The organism is Pseudomonas sp. AC211, from assembly GCF_979258055.1.
The window spans coordinates 3,306,094-3,322,802 of sequence record NZ_OZ409830.1 but is presented as its reverse complement, the minus strand read 5'-3'; the positions used below and the strand labels follow the sequence as shown (position 1 = coordinate 3,322,802).

6 protein-coding genes are annotated in these 16,709 nt (G+C 65.0%); all 6 read left to right on the top strand.

Annotated elements, in window-relative coordinates:
* Positions 1-55 precede the first annotated feature (55 nt).
* The 6 genes from ACZZZP_RS15580 to ACZZZP_RS15555 all read left to right on the top strand — a co-directional run bounded on the left by ACZZZP_RS15580 (position 56) and on the right by ACZZZP_RS15555 (position 16,595).
* Complete coding sequence (locus tag ACZZZP_RS15580) at positions 56-838, top strand: response regulator transcription factor (protein ID WP_463383369.1); 783 nt, start codon at positions 56-58, stop codon at positions 836-838.
* The gene (locus tag ACZZZP_RS15575) at positions 835-2,124 is read left to right on the top strand and encodes a 7TM-DISM domain-containing protein (RefSeq protein WP_463536677.1); all 1,290 of its coding nucleotides are present in this window, start codon (positions 835-837) and stop codon (positions 2,122-2,124) included. The genes ACZZZP_RS15580 and ACZZZP_RS15575 overlap by 4 nt, the downstream gene beginning before the upstream one ends.
* Positions 2,111-3,202, top strand: a complete 1,092-nt coding sequence (locus tag ACZZZP_RS15570; protein WP_463536676.1) for an ATP-binding response regulator — start codon at positions 2,111-2,113, stop codon at positions 3,200-3,202. The genes ACZZZP_RS15575 and ACZZZP_RS15570 overlap by 14 nt, the downstream gene beginning before the upstream one ends.
* The gene (locus tag ACZZZP_RS15565) at positions 3,202-5,562 is read left to right on the top strand and encodes a TonB-dependent receptor (RefSeq protein ID WP_463383367.1); all 2,361 of its coding nucleotides are present in this window, start codon (positions 3,202-3,204) and stop codon (positions 5,560-5,562) included. Before ACZZZP_RS15570 ends, ACZZZP_RS15565 begins: the two co-directional genes overlap by 1 nt.
* A gap of 366 nt (positions 5,563-5,928) precedes the next feature.
* Positions 5,929-12,387, top strand: coding sequence for an SdrD B-like domain-containing protein (locus ACZZZP_RS15560; protein WP_463383366.1), 6,459 nt, complete (start codon positions 5,929-5,931; stop codon positions 12,385-12,387).
* The gene (locus ACZZZP_RS15555; protein WP_463383365.1) at positions 12,384-16,595 is read left to right on the top strand and encodes an OmpA family protein; all 4,212 of its coding nucleotides are present in this window, start codon (positions 12,384-12,386) and stop codon (positions 16,593-16,595) included. Before ACZZZP_RS15560 ends, ACZZZP_RS15555 begins: the two co-directional genes overlap by 4 nt.
* Positions 16,596-16,709 lie beyond the last annotated feature (114 nt).

The following is a 16,709-nucleotide window of genomic DNA, read 5'->3' as shown; positions in this document are numbered from 1 at the left end:
GAATGCGGGGACGCTGCCCAAATCAGGGCGAAGTGCGCAGCAGGGGGATGGAAACATGAGCATGCCGGCCAGTTATGTGCCGCAGATTTTGGTGATCGATGATGTGCCGGAAGACATCCGCTCGATCCTGACCCTGCTGCGCGCGCAACCTTGGCGCCTGTCGCTGGCCACCGACGCCCGCCAGGGCTACCAGCGCGCCCTGGCGCTGCGTCCCGACCTGATTCTGCTGGATGTGCGCATGCCGCAAATGGACGGCTTCACCCTTGGCCGTTTGCTGCGTGAAGCGCCGGCCACCCAGCGCGTACCGATCATTTACCTGACGTCCGCCGGTTCGCTTGAAGAGCGTCTGGAGGGCTTGTCGCTGGGCGGTGTGGATTACGTGCTGAAGTCGTGCGAGCCGCAGGAAGTGCTGGCGCGTATGCGCATCCACTTGCAGCTCGCCTGGCGCGAAACGGCGGTTATGCCCAATCATTCGCCGGCTGAATCCGCCTCGCCCGACGAACTGATTCTGCGCGCCGCCATGCGCCTGATTGGTCAAAGCCTCGACGAGTTGCCGTCGCTGGCCGACCTGGCGCGCAAAGTCGGCACCCATGACAAACGCCTGTCGACGATTTTCCGTGAGCACCTGGGCACCACCGTGTTCGCGTATGTGCGCGACGCGCGTATCCGCCGTGCGCAAGAGCTGCTGGCCGACAGCGCCATGAGCATGCAAGACATCGCCGAGTTGGTGGGTTTTCGCAGCGCCTGCAATTTCACCACTGCATTTCGTGAACGCCAGGGCATCACCCCCAGCCAATTCCGCCAGCAAATGCAGGATGCGGTGCCGGCTGCACAATGATCCGCTTAGTTGTTCTGCTCATCACGTTGTGCTGCTCGTCGCTGACGCTGGCCATGCCGCTGTGTGGCAGCGGCAAAACCGACCTGAGCGGCCATGTGCAACTGCTTGAAGACCCCAGCGCCGCCCTGACGCTGGAGCAGGTGCAAGCCAGCGACGCGTTTGTCACCCAGCAACGCTTGCCCGTGGTGCGCGAGTACGGCCGCACCGCGTATTGGCTGCGCCTGGCAATCCGCAACGACGGTGCAGAGGCTTGCCAGCGCTGGCTCACGGTCGGCAACCCGCGCTTGCATGATGTTCAGGTGTTCGTGCAGCGCGGCGCACAGGTGGCGGCCATGCGTGCTGGCAGCGCGTATCCGCTGGAGCAATGGCCGGTGGCGGATCGTCAGCCGCGTTTTCCCGTGGCGTTGGCAGCCGGCGAGCAGGGCACGGTGCTGGTTCGGGTGGCCGGCCCGTCGCTGTTTATTCTGGCGCCCACGCTATGGACCGACGACGCACTGCTCGAGCAGCGCCAGTCGGTGTACCTGGCCGACGGCGTGACCCTGGGCATCGTGCTGCTGATTGTGCCGTTCAGCCTGATCGTCGGCTGGATTCTCGGCTCGCGGCTGTTGCAAGCCCATGCCGGCGTGGTGTGTTTTTATCTGCTGCTCACCGCCGTTATCAACGGCTATCTGGTGACCTGGCCGAGCCTGCTGCGCTGGTCGCTGGAGATCACCACGCTCATCAGCATTCTCTCGTTTATCTGCTTGCTCGGTTACGCGCGGTTATTGCTGGAGGTGCGCCGGCTGCCGGCGGTGTGGCGCCACCTGTTCAACCTGCTGCTGCTGGCTTACCTCGCCGGTTACGCCTGGGACTGGTTTGTGGCGCGGCCGGACGGGCGAATCTTCGTTGAGTGGGTGGTGCGCGTGGGCATCTATGCGCTGCTGCCGGCCACGCTGTTCGCCGCCTGGCGCCAGGGCGTGCGGTTGCGCTGGATGGCCTACGCGGTGCCGGCGTTGTACACCGTGCAGTTTGTGGTGCGCTATGTGCTTTCGCTCAACGACGTGCTGCCCGGCCAATCGCGCGATGCGTTTCTCAGCCTGTCGTCCACGTTGCCCGGCGTGGTGCTGTTGGTGTGCACTCTGATCACCGAAGTGATCCTCAGCCGCCGCCGGGAAAACCGCGCGCTCACCGATCTCAACGTGCAGCGTCAGGCCGAGCACGAGCGCCTGGAAAGCACGGTAGAGCGCCGTACCCGCCAGCTGCGCGAATCGTTGCAAAGCGCGCAGCTCGCTGATGGCGCGCATTAGCCATGACTTGCGCTCGCCCTTGGTGGGCATCATCGATTACGCGCGGCTGCTGCAGGGCGGCGAGTCGCGGGACTACCCACGCAAAATCGAGCGCCACGCCCGCCAGCAACTGGAAATGATCGATGAGCTGCTGGAGTTCTCCCGCAGCGAGTTGCAGCAGATGGAACTGACCCTCGCCCCCGGTTACCTGTACGGCTTTCTGCGCGAGATCGAAGAGGAAGCGGCGTTTCTCGCCCAGCGCCAAGGCAACTGCTTCGCCTGCCACCTCGGCGATGACCTGCCGCCGCTGGTGCGTGCCGATTTCCAGCGCTTGCGTCAGGTACTGATCAACCTGCTCAGCAATGCCGCCAAATTCACCCACGACGGCGATATTCGCTTCGAGGTCGAGTGCCTACGCGTAGAAGGCGCCAACGCAGTGGTGCGCTTTGCCGTCACCGATACCGGCATCGGCATTCATCCCGACGAGCGCGAGCACTTGCTGCTGCCGTTCCGCCGTGGTCGCAATGCCGCGCAGTTCCAGGGCACCGGCCTCGGTCTTTCGATCGTCAGCCAACTGCTGCTGCACATGGGCGCGGAACTCAAGCTTGATGCGCCCGATGGCGTGGGCAGCCGTTTCACCTTTGACCTCAGCCTGGAGCTGGCCGCCGAAGATGAACTGGAAAGCGGCCTGCTCGACAGCCACGGCGGCAGTGTCGAGGGCGGCGAGCGGCGCATTCTTGTGGTTGATGACGTGGCGCATAACCGCGAAGCCCTGTTCGACCTGCTCTCCGGCTACAACTTCGACGTGGACGTGGCCGCCGATGGTCCCAGCGCCTTGGACTACCTTGCAAAAGCGCCGTACTGCCTGTTGATCAGCGACCAAAACATGCCCGGCATGGACGGTTGGGCGTTGCTCGCCGAGGTGCGTCAGCGCTACCCGCACCTGCCAGCGTTGCTGTATTCCGCGTCTCCGGCCAGGCCACCGGCTGGCATGACCGAGCGTTTCGATGCGGTGCTGCTCAAGCCAGTGGGCAGTGGCGAGTTGCTGGCTTGCATCGAACGTTGGAGCTGCAGCAAACACGAGGCGCTGACGGGTTGATGCGCCGCTCCACACTCAGCCTGAAAACCTCTGCTGCGCTCTTGGCCTTGCTGCTGCCAGGCGGCTTGCCCGTTGCCGAGGAAAAGCCTCAAACGGTTGCCGTGAGCGAGCCGCTGCAACTGGAAGAGGTGCGGGTCAGCGCCCGCCACCGTGACGAACGCGCCGGCGATGTGCCGGTGGCCATGAACGTGCTCGACGGCGAGCGCCTCGACGCACAAGCGCTGCACGACATGGAAGCCATTCAACAGGCGGTGCCGGCCTTGCTGGTGTCCGTGCCCAACCAGCGCTACGCCAGCTACGGCATTCGCGGCTTGGGCTCCAGCGCCTACAACGATGGCCTGGAAGGCAGCGTCGGGGTGTTTCTTGATGGCGTGTACCTGGGCCGCGCCGGAATGTCGGTTTCCGAGCTGACCGATATCGAGCGCATCGAAGTGCTGCGCGGCCCGCAGGGCACGCTGTACGGCAAAAACACCACGGCCGGCGCTGTTAATGTGTTCAGCCGCGCGCCAACTTTCATCCCCGAAGGCAACGCCGAAATCACCTATGGCGAGCACGGCACCGAACAATATCGCGGCACGTTTTCCGGGCCGCTGGTGGACGGCGTGCTGGCCGGACGCCTGACCGCGTTCGACGTCAGCCGCGACGGCCTGATCGACAACCGCTACGACGGCCATGACCTCGCCAACCAAAACCGCCAAGGCGTTCGCGGCCAGTTGCTGTTTACGCCAACCGACGCATTCAGCGCGCGGTTGATCGGCGAATACGGTTGGCAAGACGAGCACAGCAACGTGTTCCTGCCCAGCCACTACAGCCAACAAACCTTGCAGCGTTCGGCGTACGTCGGCTACCGGCCGCTGAAGGTCGACCCGTACAAACGCGAGGTGCAGCAAGACCAACGCAACACCACGCAAACCCTGCAAAACGCCGTAACCTTGCAGCTCGATCAGCAGCTGGCAAACGGCGCCACGCTCACCAGCATCAGCGGCTACCGCGACTGGCGTTACAGCACTGATCTGGACGGCGACGGCGGCGGCCTCGACGTTGCCAAGGTCGGCGCTGAGCTCGACCACCACCAATTCAGCCAGGAATTGCGCCTGAGCGATTCGCTCGGCGACACGCTGGAGTACGTGGTAGGCGCGTATTACCTGAAGCAACATTTCAACCGGCAGGTCGATGTTGGCTTCGGTGACGATGCCGCCGCGTTTTTTCTCGGGGATCGGCCGGAAGTGAAGCTGCTCGGCATTCGCCCCTCGATGATTCCAAAATCCTTGCTGGCGGGTTCGCGGCAGGCATTCGACGGTGAGCAAACCAGCGTCAGCCAGGCCGTGTTCGGCCAGTTCACCTGGCACGCCACCGAGCGCTTGGATATCACCCCGGGCTTGCGTTACAGCCACGAGAAAAAGCAGGGCTGGTTGTCGCGCTCGGTGTCCGGCCTGGCGCCGTTGGGCAATGATCTGGTCTCGCGCATTGGCGGGCAGCTGTTGCGCGACACCACGTTGGGCAAGCCGTATGGCTATTACCGCGACGATGACATTGACGAGCACAACGTCTCCGGCCAACTGGCCCTCAGCTACCGCTTTACCGATGAGCTGCTGGGTTACGCCAGCGCCTCGCGCGGCTACAAAGCCGGTGGCATCAACCTGGAAGTGATTCAACCGGGCGCCCAGCCTACCTTTGATTCCGAGCGCGCCACGGCTTATGAAGTGGGCCTTAAACGCAGCTTCTGGAACGAGCGCGCGTCGCTGGACCTGGCGCTGTACCAGACCGATGTCGATGACTACCAGGCGCTGTCGAACTCGGCGCCGGTCGACCAATTCTCGCCGCCCATTCGCAACAACCTGATCAACGTCGGCCAGGTGCGCCTTCGCGGTGTGGAGCTGGACGGCGCCCTGCGTGCCACCGAGCGCCTCGACTTGCGCCTGGGCGTGGCGCTGAGCGACGCGCGCTACACCGACTTTGCCAACGCACCGTGCAGCCCCGGCTCGCCGCAGCTGGTGTGTGATCGCAGCGGCGAACGGCTGTTCAACGCGCCGCGCTGGAGCGCCAGCGCTGGCCTTGACTATCACCGGCCATGGTTGCCCGGTTGGCAACAGTACGTTGGCCTGGACTACAGCTTTCGCAGCAGCTACCAGGGCACGCTCGAAGGCGGACCGGGCAGCGACATGCCCTCGCGCGCCATCACTAACCTGCGTCTGGGCGTGCGCGAAAACGACGCCACCTGGAGCGCCGAATTCTGGGTGCGCAACCTGTTCGACGAGCGTTACCTGACGGCGGTGTACGCCCAACTCGGTGCCGGTGATTACGGCGTGCTAGTGGGCGACCCACGCACCGCCGGCGTGACGCTGCGGACACGCTACTGAAAAAATGGTTCATGCCGCCGGTCGCCGCTGGGTTTGCCAAAGCGACTTTTGCCGTCCGCCCAGGCAAAAGCCGCTGTGTGCCAGCGCCTGCTAAGCGAGCCCATGCGTAGCGGCGCTTCGCCCATTTCCTCATGTGTTTTCCCTGCTCAACGGACCTTTGCCGGCCCGGACGCCCGTGCGTTTTTGCGCACCGTTCAGTTGCCGGTTCGCGGCTTGTTCGCGGGTCTGCGTTCGCCGATCTTCGCCGCACTTTTTTGACGCCACCGTAATGACCTTCAGGGCTGCGGCATCTGCCGCCCGGCTCTAGGAGCGTTTTGCTTTGCAAAGCGCAGAAGGCCCGTTTGGCACCATAGGGAGAGTCGCGTTGTGTCGGGTTTGATTCGCAGGAAGCGCTTGTACGGCGCCGTGTTGGCAACAGTCTGGGCAATGACCGGGGCGGCGCAGGCGGCCACCACCGATTTGAGCCTGACGCAATGTTTGACCAGCCCCAACCCCGGCATTCGCGGTGGCGTGGTCACCGTCGACCTGAACTATGAGAACGGCTCGTCGGCGGCTGCCAGCGGCGCGTCCATTCGTATTCCGTTGCCGGCCACCGCCAGCTATGTGCCGGGTTCGGCCTCGGCTGGCTGTACCCATGACGGCGCCGCGCCTGGCGAAGTGACGTGCGCATTTCCAACGCTTGCCGGGGCGTCCAGCGGCACCGTGCGCCTGCAACTGCGCACCTCGGCGCCCACCGGCCCGAGCATCAGCAGCAACGCCGTGTTCACCGCAGGCTCCGGCGACACCGACCCGAACCCGGCCAACAACCAGCAAACCTGCAGCGCCACCATCAACAATGGCGCCGACTTGTCGGCTGTGGTCACCGGCCCGGCCAGCGCTCCTGGCGGCAGCGACATCACCTGGACCGTCAACGGCGGCAACGCCGGCCCCGACGCCGCCACTAACCAGACCTTCACCACCACCTTGCCAGCCACGCTGACTTACCAGTCCGCCTCGGGCGGCGGCTGGGGCTGCGCCATCAACGGCCAAGTGGTGAGTTGCTTGCGGCCGCTGAGTCTGGCGTCGGGCGGCAACTACCCGCCGCTGTCGATTGTCACGCGCCTGTCCAACTCGGTCACCAGCGGCAACGTGTCCGTTAGCGGCACCATCACCTCGGCCACCGCCGACCCGAACGGCAGCAACAACAGCAGCGGTGCCAGCGTCAGCGTCAGCCCCGGCGCCGATCTGCAAATCACCCAGGCCGTGCCGTCGCCATCGCCTGTGGAACCCGGCGAAACCGTGACCTACGTGCTCACCGCCGTTAACGCCGGCCCTAGCCCAGCCACCGATGGCCTTAACGTCACCTTCCAACTGCCGGCCGGTTTCACGCCTGGCACGGCCACGCCGAGCGGGGCAGGGTGGGGCGCCTGTAGCTGGAGCGGCCAACTGCTGACTTGCCCGTTCGCCGGCAGCTACGCCAGCGGGCGCAGTAACACCATCACCGTAACGGCCACCGCGCCAAACGATGCGACGCCGACTTCCTATAGCGGCCCGAACGACAACCGCGCGGTAATCACCGGCGGCGCCGCCGGCCCGGTTGATCCGCTGCCGAGCAACAACACGGCCACCCGTCCGCTGCTGGTCAGCCCCGACAACGCTGTGGACCTGGCCTTCACCAAAACCAAAGCCCCGAACCCGGTGGCCATCGGCACCAACATGACCAGCACCTTGCGCGTGACCAACGTGCAGGGCCCGTACGCCGCGCAAACCGGCACCGTAACGCTGACCGACGTGCTCAACGACAACCAGGAAACCTTCGTCAGCGCCAGCGGCCCCTGGAATTGCTCCGCCCAGCCGGGCGTGCCAAGCGCCGGCCGCACCTCCGTGGTGTGCACCAACACCGCACCGGTTCCCGTGCGCAATGCCGACAACAACCCACTGGTGATCATCACCCGCGCCGAACAGGCCGGCGTGCTGAGCAACTCCGCCACCATCGCCCACCCCGGCCAATGGAACAGCATCGGCGTGATCTCCGCGTCGGTGACTGCTACCGCTGCCACCGCTTCGGTGGACCTGGCCATTGCCAAGTCGGTGACCACGCCGTCCAACACCACCACGGCGCCAGGCAACCGCGTCACCTTGCTCAACACCGAAAACACGCTGACCTACAGCTTGGTGGTGCGCAACCTGGGCGACAGCAACAGCAATCCCATCGACGCCGTTGACCTGCAAGTGCGCGACCAGCTGCCGGCCTACCGCACCGGCACGGTAGTGGGCACCGTCACTTCAGTGGTCAGCAACACCAACGGTTCGACCGCCACCTTCGCCTGCGCTGTAAACGGCAGCGGCCTGGTCAGCTGTGACCAGAACGGCGGCGTGCTGAAAACCGGCGACACCGTTACCGTCAGCATCCCCATGGCTCGCGCCCTTAACGACGGCGACTTCACCAACCAGGCTTCGGTGTATTCCACCAGCCAGGGCGATCCGGACCGCAGCAACAACGTGGCCTCGGTGGATGTGCGCATTCAGCCGATTGCCGACCTCAACATGGTGTCCAAAGTGGTCACGCCTACCACGCTGGAGGCGGGCACCAACGCTACCTACACCCTGACGTTCCGCAACGTCGGTCCAAGCACGGCGCAGAACGTGGTGGTCAAAGATGACTTCCTGATTGGCAACGGCGCGCCGGGCTTCACCTTTATTTCTGCCAGCGCCACAGGCGGCGGCACCTGTTCCGGCCTGACTGCCAACACCTCGTACAGCAACGCCGGCACGCAAACGCTTACGTGCAGCAACTTCACCTTGCCCTCGGGCGAGCAACGCACCATCAGCGTGGTGGTGCGCCCCAACTGGCAAAGCGGTTCGCAAGGCAGCGCCACGCTGACCAACCAGGCGCGCGTGTACAGCACCACCACCGCCGAAGACCTGAGCGGCGTAACCGGCGACATCGGCACCGACGCCTCGGTCACCCGTGGCGCCCAAGGCAACTTCGCCAGCGCCAGCCTGACCGTGAGTAACGCCGCGCTTAACGTGTTGATCGTCACCAACGACAACGCGCCAGCCGGCCCCGACCCGCTGGGTTTTGATCCCACCAGCGGCGGCAACAACGCCAACAACGACATCGACTACCTGGCGCGCATCACCAACCAGGGCCCGTCGCTGGCCACCGGTTTGCGCTTCAGCTACGCCATGACGCCACCGGCCGGCAAAACCATGCGCTTCAACGGCATCGCCACGGCAGCAGGCGGCGCCGACCTGGGCATTTGCGACCAAGTGGGCAGCAGCGTCACCGGCCCGGCGACCATGACCGTGAACTGCGTATTCACCGGCAGCGATGCGCAACTAGCCACCGGCGCCAGCATTTCGCGCTACCTGACCTTCCGCGCCCTGACCATTCCGGACACCAGCGGCTACACCGTCAGCACCCGCGCCGAAGTGTTCACCAACGAAAACGACACCAACCCGGCCGACGACGCCGACACCGAAACCACCACCATCCGCGTGCGTTCCGACATCGCCATCACCGTGCCAAACCAAGGCCCGGTGGAGGTGCGTGAGCCGTTCAACTGGCGCTTCGAAGTGGACAACAACGGGCCGGGCACCTCCGGGCAAACCGACCTCAGCAGCACGCTGCCGTCGGAGATGGAATACATCAGCGGCTCGCCGGTGACCTGGACCAACACGGTGGATAACACCAGCGGCACCTGCACCGTCACCGGCCAGGCCCTGGCGTGTGATTTCGGCACCGTGACAGCGGGCGCCAAACCCATCGTCACCGCGCCCGTTCGCTTTATCAGCTACCCCACCGGCGGCACCGCGCAAACCTGCGCCACCGCTACCACCGACCAGATCGACCCGGTGTCGGGCAACAACGTCAGCGCTTGCGGCACCGTGCGGGTGATCAAGTCCAGCATCGCCGGCAGCGTGTTTGTCGACGGCAACAACGACGGCGCGTTTGGCGCGGGCGAAAACCCGATCCCCAACGCGGCCGTGCGCCTGACCGGTAACGACGCCTACGGCAACGCCGTCGACGTGACCGTACAAACCATCGCCAACGGCAGCTTCCTGTTCGACAACCTGAACTCGGCTGACGCGGCGGGCTACACCGTCACCGAAGTGCTGCCCACCGGCTACTTCGATGGCCGCGACACCGTTGGCACCGCTGGCGGCACCCACGTGCAAACCGGCAGCACCGACGAAGTGCGCGCCATCGCCCTGGGCCGCGAAGAAGCCGCCACGGGTTACCTGTTCGGCGAGTTGGTCAGCGCCAGCCTGGCCGGCCGCGTGTGCGTGGACGCTAACGACAACGGCATTTGCGAGGCGGGCGAGAAGGGCATTCAGGGCGTGAGCATCAGCCTGGCTGGCAACACCTTGAATGGCGTAGACGTGTGCACCGTGCAAACCACCTGCACCGTACAAACCGACGCCACCGGCGCTTACCTGTTCACCCTGCCGGCCAGCGACGCCAGCGGCTACACCCTGACCCAGCAAGCCAACAACAGCGCGCCGCTGAACGCCTTTGCCGACGGCCGCGAACACGCCGGCAGCCTGGGCGGCACCGCGACCAACAACCCCGGCGGCAGCGACCGCATCAGCGGCATTGTGGTGGCGCCCGATGAAGACGGCACCGCCTATGACTTCGCCGAAACCGGCTTCAGCCTGTCGGGTCTGGTGTACCTGGACAACAACGACAACGGCAGCCGCGAGCCGGACGAGCAGGGCATTCCCGGCGTGACCGTCACCCTCAGCGGCACCACCGCAGACGGCACCGCTATTTGCGGCACCCTGCTGCCCCTGAGCGCCTGCACCACCGTGACGGCGGCCGACGGCACCTACCGCTTCGACGGGTTGCCCAACGGCACCTACCGCGTCAACGAAACACAACCTGCGGCCTATCAGGATGGTCGCGACACTGCCGGCAGCGGCGGCGGTGCACCAGGCGGCGTCGGCAGCGATGCCATCAGCGCCGTGCAAATCAACGGCGCCGATGTGCTCGGCTACCTGTTCGGCGAGCGCGACGGCGCGGCCACCAGTGCCAGCGTGTCGGGCAAGGTGTGGTTTGAATCGGTCAGCCGCGACGAGCAACAAAACGCCAACGAGCGTGGCTTGGAAGGCTGGCTGGTGGAGGCGCGCAACGCGGGTGGTCAGGTGCTCGCCACCGCGACCACGGCCAACGATGGTTCCTACCAACTGACCTTGTTGCCGGGCGCCTACAGCCTGTCGTTCTTCCACCCCGTGAGCCGCGCACCGTATGGCACGCCGGTGGCGCAAGACCCGAACGGCGCGGTGAACGGCACGGTGAACCCGGCCACCCGCACCATCGATATCGTGGTAACGGGCGGCGCGCAGATCGTTGAACAGAACCTGCCGGTCGATCCGTCCGGCGTGGTCTACGACGCCGTGACCCGCGAACCGGTTGGCGGCGCCGTGGTGCGCATCATCGGCCCGAGCGGCTTCAACCCGGCCGTGCATCTGGTGGGCGGCAACGCCAGCGCCGTGCAAAGCACCGGCAGCGACGGCTTCTACCAGTTCTTCCTGACGCCAGCCGCCCCGGCCGGTAACTACCAACTGGAGGTAACGCCACCGGCGGGCTACCTGCAGCAGCCTTCGGCATTGATTCCGAGCTGCCAGGCCACTCTGATCGCCACCAACAACGGCGCACCGACGCTGGTACAAAACGGCGCCACGGCCCCCGGCCCCGGCATTCCTGCCCACAACCCGGCCGCCTGCCCGGCCTCGGCTGCCGGCCTGCCGGTTGGCAGCGGCACCACCCAGTACTACCTGGCCTTCCGCTTGAGCGGCAGTTCCGATGACGTGATCAACAACCACATTCCGCTCGACCCGATTCTGGGTGGCGCGATTGTGATGACCAAGAACACGCCAAAAGTGAACGTCAGCCGTGGCGAGCTGGTGCCCTATGTGCTGACCGCGCGTAACACGCTGTCCAGCGCGCTGGCCAATATCGCCATCGAAGACCAGATTCCGCCGGGCTTCAAATACATCAAAAACTCCGCACAAGTGGACGGCGTGCCCACCGAACCGGAAGTGGAAGGGCGGCGCCTGCGCTGGCCGGCTCGCACCCTCAACGGCGGCCAGGTGGTGACCATCAAGGTGCTGTTGGTGGTCGGTTCCGGCGTGGGCTTCAACGAATACGTGAACCAGACATGGGCCCTGAACCTGTCGGCCAACGCGCGGGTATCCAACGTCGCCACCGCCAGCGTGCGCGTGGTGGCCGACCCGACGTTCGACTGCTCCGACCTGATCGGCAAAGTGTTCGACGACAAAAACCGCAACGGCTACCAGGACGAAGGCGAGCCCGGCATTCCCGGCGTGCGCCTGGCCACGCCGAAAGGCTGGCTGATCACCACGGATGAGTACGGCCGTTACCACATCGCCTGCGCCGACGTGCCGAGCGAGATGCGTGGCAGCAACTTCATTCTGAAAGTGGACGAACGCACCCTGCCAACCGGCTACCGCATCACCACCGAAAACCCGCGCGTGGTGCGCATGACCCAGGGCCGTCTGGTGAAAGCCAACTTCGGCGCCAGCGTGCACCGCGTGGTGCGTCTGGACCTCAACAGCGAGGCCTTCGACGCCAACAACAAGCTGACCGCGCAGTACCTGGCGCGGCTCGATGAAGTACTGCCATTGCTGTACGCACAGCCGTCGATTCTGCGAATCGCCTACCGCATGCCGGTAGACGGTGAAGTGAGCGATGCCCGTGCCCGTGTCGACTATGTGAAGGACTGGATCAAAGCCCATTGGGAGCCCCACGACTGCTGCTACGACCTGCAACTGGAGGAAGAAATCGTACCGGCGACTGATAGCGTGGAGGTGATCCGATGAGCATGCGTAATCTGTGGGTATGCGGCATCGCCGCCTTGACCCTGAACCCACTGGCGCTGGCCGTAGCCGAGCAAGTGGATGGCAAGCAATGTGAACTGAACAAAGGCTGCGGCCTGCACGGGCCGCGCGGGGCGATGGAAGATGAATCGCTGCTGCAAAGCCGGCCGTTCACACCGGGTGGTTTGCCGGCACTGTCGGCCAACGCCGAGCGCGAATTGCCGCGCGAGAAACTGATTCTTTGGCAACTCGACGGCGCCCTGGGCGACCGCGATCAGGTGGTAAACGTCAGCGACGAAACCGTCAGCGCCGTGGTGCTGCGTGAAGGGTTGCCGGTAGTGCGTTTCGCCTCGGGCCGTTCGGCCGTGCCAGAGCGTGACAGCGACGCCCTGCAAAAACACCTCGACCATCTGGTCGGCAAACGCAACCTGCGCGTGCGCCTGGTCGGCCACACCGACCCGCAGCAGTTGTCGCAACGCAGCCAGGCCATTTACCAGGACAACCAGGGCCTTGGCTTGCAGCGCGCCCGTGAAGTGGCCGAGGTGTTTCGTGAGCGCCTGAAACTCAAACCCGAGCAAATTCAGCTCGACAGCCGCGGCGCCACTCAGCCGTTGATCACCGGCGACAGCCCGCAAGCCTGGACCTTGAACCGCCGTGTGGAAGTGGAAATCTGGTACGACGAAGCGCTCGTCAGCACGCCAGCCAAACCGCAAGCCTGCGCGCCGGGCAGCGTGGCACCGGCCGCGATGACGCCGTTTAGCATCAGCGTCGACGGCCAGCCGCAAGACGGCACCCAGCCCGGCAGCGCCGACACGCAGCGCTGCGTCGACGTGGCCCTGGCGCACGACCTGCTGCAAGTGCGCTTCGACAACCTGTCGGCCAAGCCGCGCCTGAACCTGGTGTCTGGCGCGCGGGTGGCGCGTATCGGCGAGCCGATGACCTTCAGCGGCTACAGCAACTACCTGCATTGGATCAAACGTGCCGAGGTGCGCATTCTCGGTAAGCGCCGTCTGTTCGGCGAACCGCAACTGCTGGAAACCGTGGTGCTCGATCCGCAACTGAACGGCACCTGGACGCCGCCAGAAGGCACGCCGGAGCAGGTGTATTACGAACTTCGCGTGTACGACGAGGAAGGGCGTTTCGACGAAACCAGCACCCAGTTGCTTTCGGTCAGCCGTGGCGAGTTGCCCAAGGAAAAACCCGAAGACGTGGCCGCCGACCTGTTGGCCGGCTACGGCGGCAACCGCTTGCAGCGCCACAACATTCCAGTGGCCGGCGGCACGGTGACGCTCAACGGCAAGCAGGTAAAAGACGGCCAGCACGTGTTCGTCATGGGCCGCCCGGTGCCGGTCGACAGCAACGGCACCTTTGCCAGCGCGCAAATCATTCCGCGCGGTTTGCATACCGTGGAAGTGGCCGTGCTCGATGACCAGGGCAAAGGCCGCATCTACCGCCGCGACCTGCGCCTGCCGCAAGACGACTGGTTCACGGTGGCCATCGCCGACTTCACCGTCGGCCAGCAAGACACCAGCGGCCCGGCCCGAGTAGTCACTCAGGAAGACCGCTACTACGACGACAAGCTCTACGCCGACGGCCGCCTGGCGTTCTACACCAAAGGCAAGGTGGACGATAAATACACCGTGACCGGCAGCGTCGACACCGGCGAAGCGCCCGCCGACAGCCTGTTCAGCAACTTCAACGACAAAGACCCGCGCGAATTCCTGCGCCGCATGACCTCCGACTCGGACAAAGGCTGGGCCACCTTCGGCGACGACTCGACGCTGGTCGAAGACGCGCCGACCCGTGGCAAGTTCTACGTCAAGGTGGAGGACGAGAAGTCCCATGCCATGTGGGGTAACTTCCGCGAGCAGATTCGCGACACCGAACTGACCCAGATCGACCGCAGCCTCTACGGTGCGCAAGTGCGCTACCGCGACGATGCCTTCACCGCCTTTGGCGAACGCCGTGCGCAGATCGAAGGCTTCGCCGCCGAACCCGGCACCGCCTCGGCCCGTGAAGACTTCCGTGGCACCGGTGGCTCGTTGTACTACCTCCGTCACCAAGACCTCACCGAAGGCAGCGAGCGTGTACGCATCGAAGTGCGCGACAAAGACTCGGGCCTGGTGCTGCACAGCCAGGACCTTTCCGCCGGCATCGACTATGACGTGAACGCGCTGCAAGGCCGGGTAATTCTCACCCAGCCGCTGTCGGCCACCGCCGATGGCAGCACCCTGATTCGCTCCGGCGGCAGCCTGTCCGGCAACCCGGTGTTCCTGGTGGTCGGCTACGAATACTCGCCGGGCCTGGAACAGCTCGACGACCTGGCCTACGGTGGTCGCGCCGCCTACTGGGTAAACGACAACGTGCGCGTCGGCGTAACCGGCAGCATGCAAGAACAGACCGGCCGCGAAGACCAAACCCTTGGCGGCGGCGACCTGTTGCTGCGCCACAGCGAAGGGACCTGGCTGAAACTGGAATCGGCACAAAGCGAAGGCGACAGCCTCGACCAGCGCTTCTCCTACGACGGCGGTTTCGGCTTTGGTCAGCAAGTGGCCGGCACCGACTCCCGCGCTCGCGCCAACCGCGTGGAAACCGCGTTCGACCTCAAAGACGTGGTTGACGACGCCGAAGGGCGGGGCACCTTCTACTTCGAAAACCGCGACGCCGGCTTCTCGGCACCGGGGCGTTTGTCCGAGCTGGCCACCGATCAGGTGGGCGGCAGCTACACCGCGCCGCTGAACGACAAAACCGAAGTGACTGTTAAAGCCGACGAAACCGACGAAGACGGCGGCCGCTCGCGCCGCGCCGCCGAAGCGCAACTGGCCTACGACCTGAGCGACGCCTGGCGTTTGTCCGGCGGCATGCGCAACGACCGGCAAACCTACGGCGGCGCCTACCGCAACCTGTACACCGGCACCTACGCCGGCTACGACAACGGCGACTACGACGAAGGCGAGCGCAACGACGCGCTGTTCCAGGCCCTGTACCACGCCCAGGAAGACTGGTCGGTATACGGCTTCGGCCAAGGCACCCTGACCCGCGACGGCACCCGTCAAGCCAACAACCGCCTCGGCGTGGGCGGCGACTATCGCCTCAACGAACGCACCTCGTTGAACGGCGAATTGTCCGGCGGCAACCTGGGCCTGGGCGCCAAAGCGGGCGTGGGCTACGACGCCTCGGACCGCACCAACGTCTACCTCAACTACCAGCTCGACAGCGACCGCAGCGACGACGGTTTCGCCAGCCGCAGCGGCCTGGACAGCAGCGGCCGCACCGGCCAGTTCGTCTCCGGCGCCCGTTCGCGCTGGACCGACACCACCAGCGTGTACGCCGAACAGCGCGTGCAACACGGCGACCAGGCCGGCGTGATTCAAGGCTACGGCCTGGACTTCGCCCCGGACGACCACTGGAGCTACGGCGTAACCACCGAATTCGGCACCTTCAACGAAGAGACCGACTACGCCCTGAAACGCCGCGCCATTGGCGGCAAGGTCGGCTACAGCAACGGCGACTTGCGCTACGCCAGCCGCCTGGAATACCGCGAAGACAGCAGCGACGTGCAAGACCTCAGCGTGTGGCTGATGCGCAACAACATCAGCTACAAGGTCAACCCGGACTGGCGCTTTATCGGCAAGTTGGACTTCTCCGTCGGCAACTCCGACCGTGGCGACTACTTCAACGGCGACTTCGTCGAAGCGTCCCTGGGCTACGCCTACCGCCCGGTGTTCAACGACAAGCTCAACCTGCTGACCAAATACACCTACCTGGCCGACCTGCCGCCACCGGATCAGGTGTCGACCGCCACCGGCACGTCCGTGGACTACGCCCAGCGCAGCCACGTATTCGCCATCGACGGCATCTACGACCTGACCGAACGCTGGAGCGTGGGCGGTAAATACGCCTACCGCCTGAGCGAACTGCGCATGAGCCGCGACACGTCTGCCGACTGGTTCGACAGCCGCGGGCAATTGGTCGCCGCGCGGGTGGACTGGCACGTCGTGAAAAAATGGGACCTGATGGCCGAAGTCCGCCGCCGCGACGAATTCGCCGCCGAAGACAGCCGCACCGGCATGCTGGTGGGCGTTTATCGCCACTTCGGCAACCACTTCAAAGCCGGCGTGGGCTACAACTTCAGCGACTTCAGCGACGACTTGACCGACTTGTCCTATCGCAGCCAGGGCTGGTTCTTTAATGCCGTGGGGAAATATTGAGATTGCCCTCGCGACAGCGTTTGTAGGAGCCACCTTGGTGGCGAACCCTGGAAAAGGAATGCTCGAATTTCATTTGCAGGGTTCGCTAGCAAGCTAGCTCCTACGGGGTTGTGT

Bases quoted from the DNA above. Each gene is read 5' to 3' on its own strand.
- ACZZZP_RS15580 (WP_463383369.1), top strand. From the start codon at position 56: ATGAGCATGCCGGCCAGTTATGTGCCGCAGATTTTGGTGATCGATGAT.
- ACZZZP_RS15575 (WP_463536677.1), top strand. From the start codon at position 835: ATGATCCGCTTAGTTGTTCTGCTCATCACGTTGTGCTGCTCGTCGCTG.
- ACZZZP_RS15570 (WP_463536676.1), top strand. From the start codon at position 2,111: ATGGCGCGCATTAGCCATGACTTGCGCTCGCCCTTGGTGGGCATCATC.
- ACZZZP_RS15565 (WP_463383367.1), top strand. From the start codon at position 3,202: ATGCGCCGCTCCACACTCAGCCTGAAAACCTCTGCTGCGCTCTTGGCC.
- ACZZZP_RS15555 (WP_463383365.1), top strand. From the start codon at position 12,384: ATGAGCATGCGTAATCTGTGGGTATGCGGCATCGCCGCCTTGACCCTG.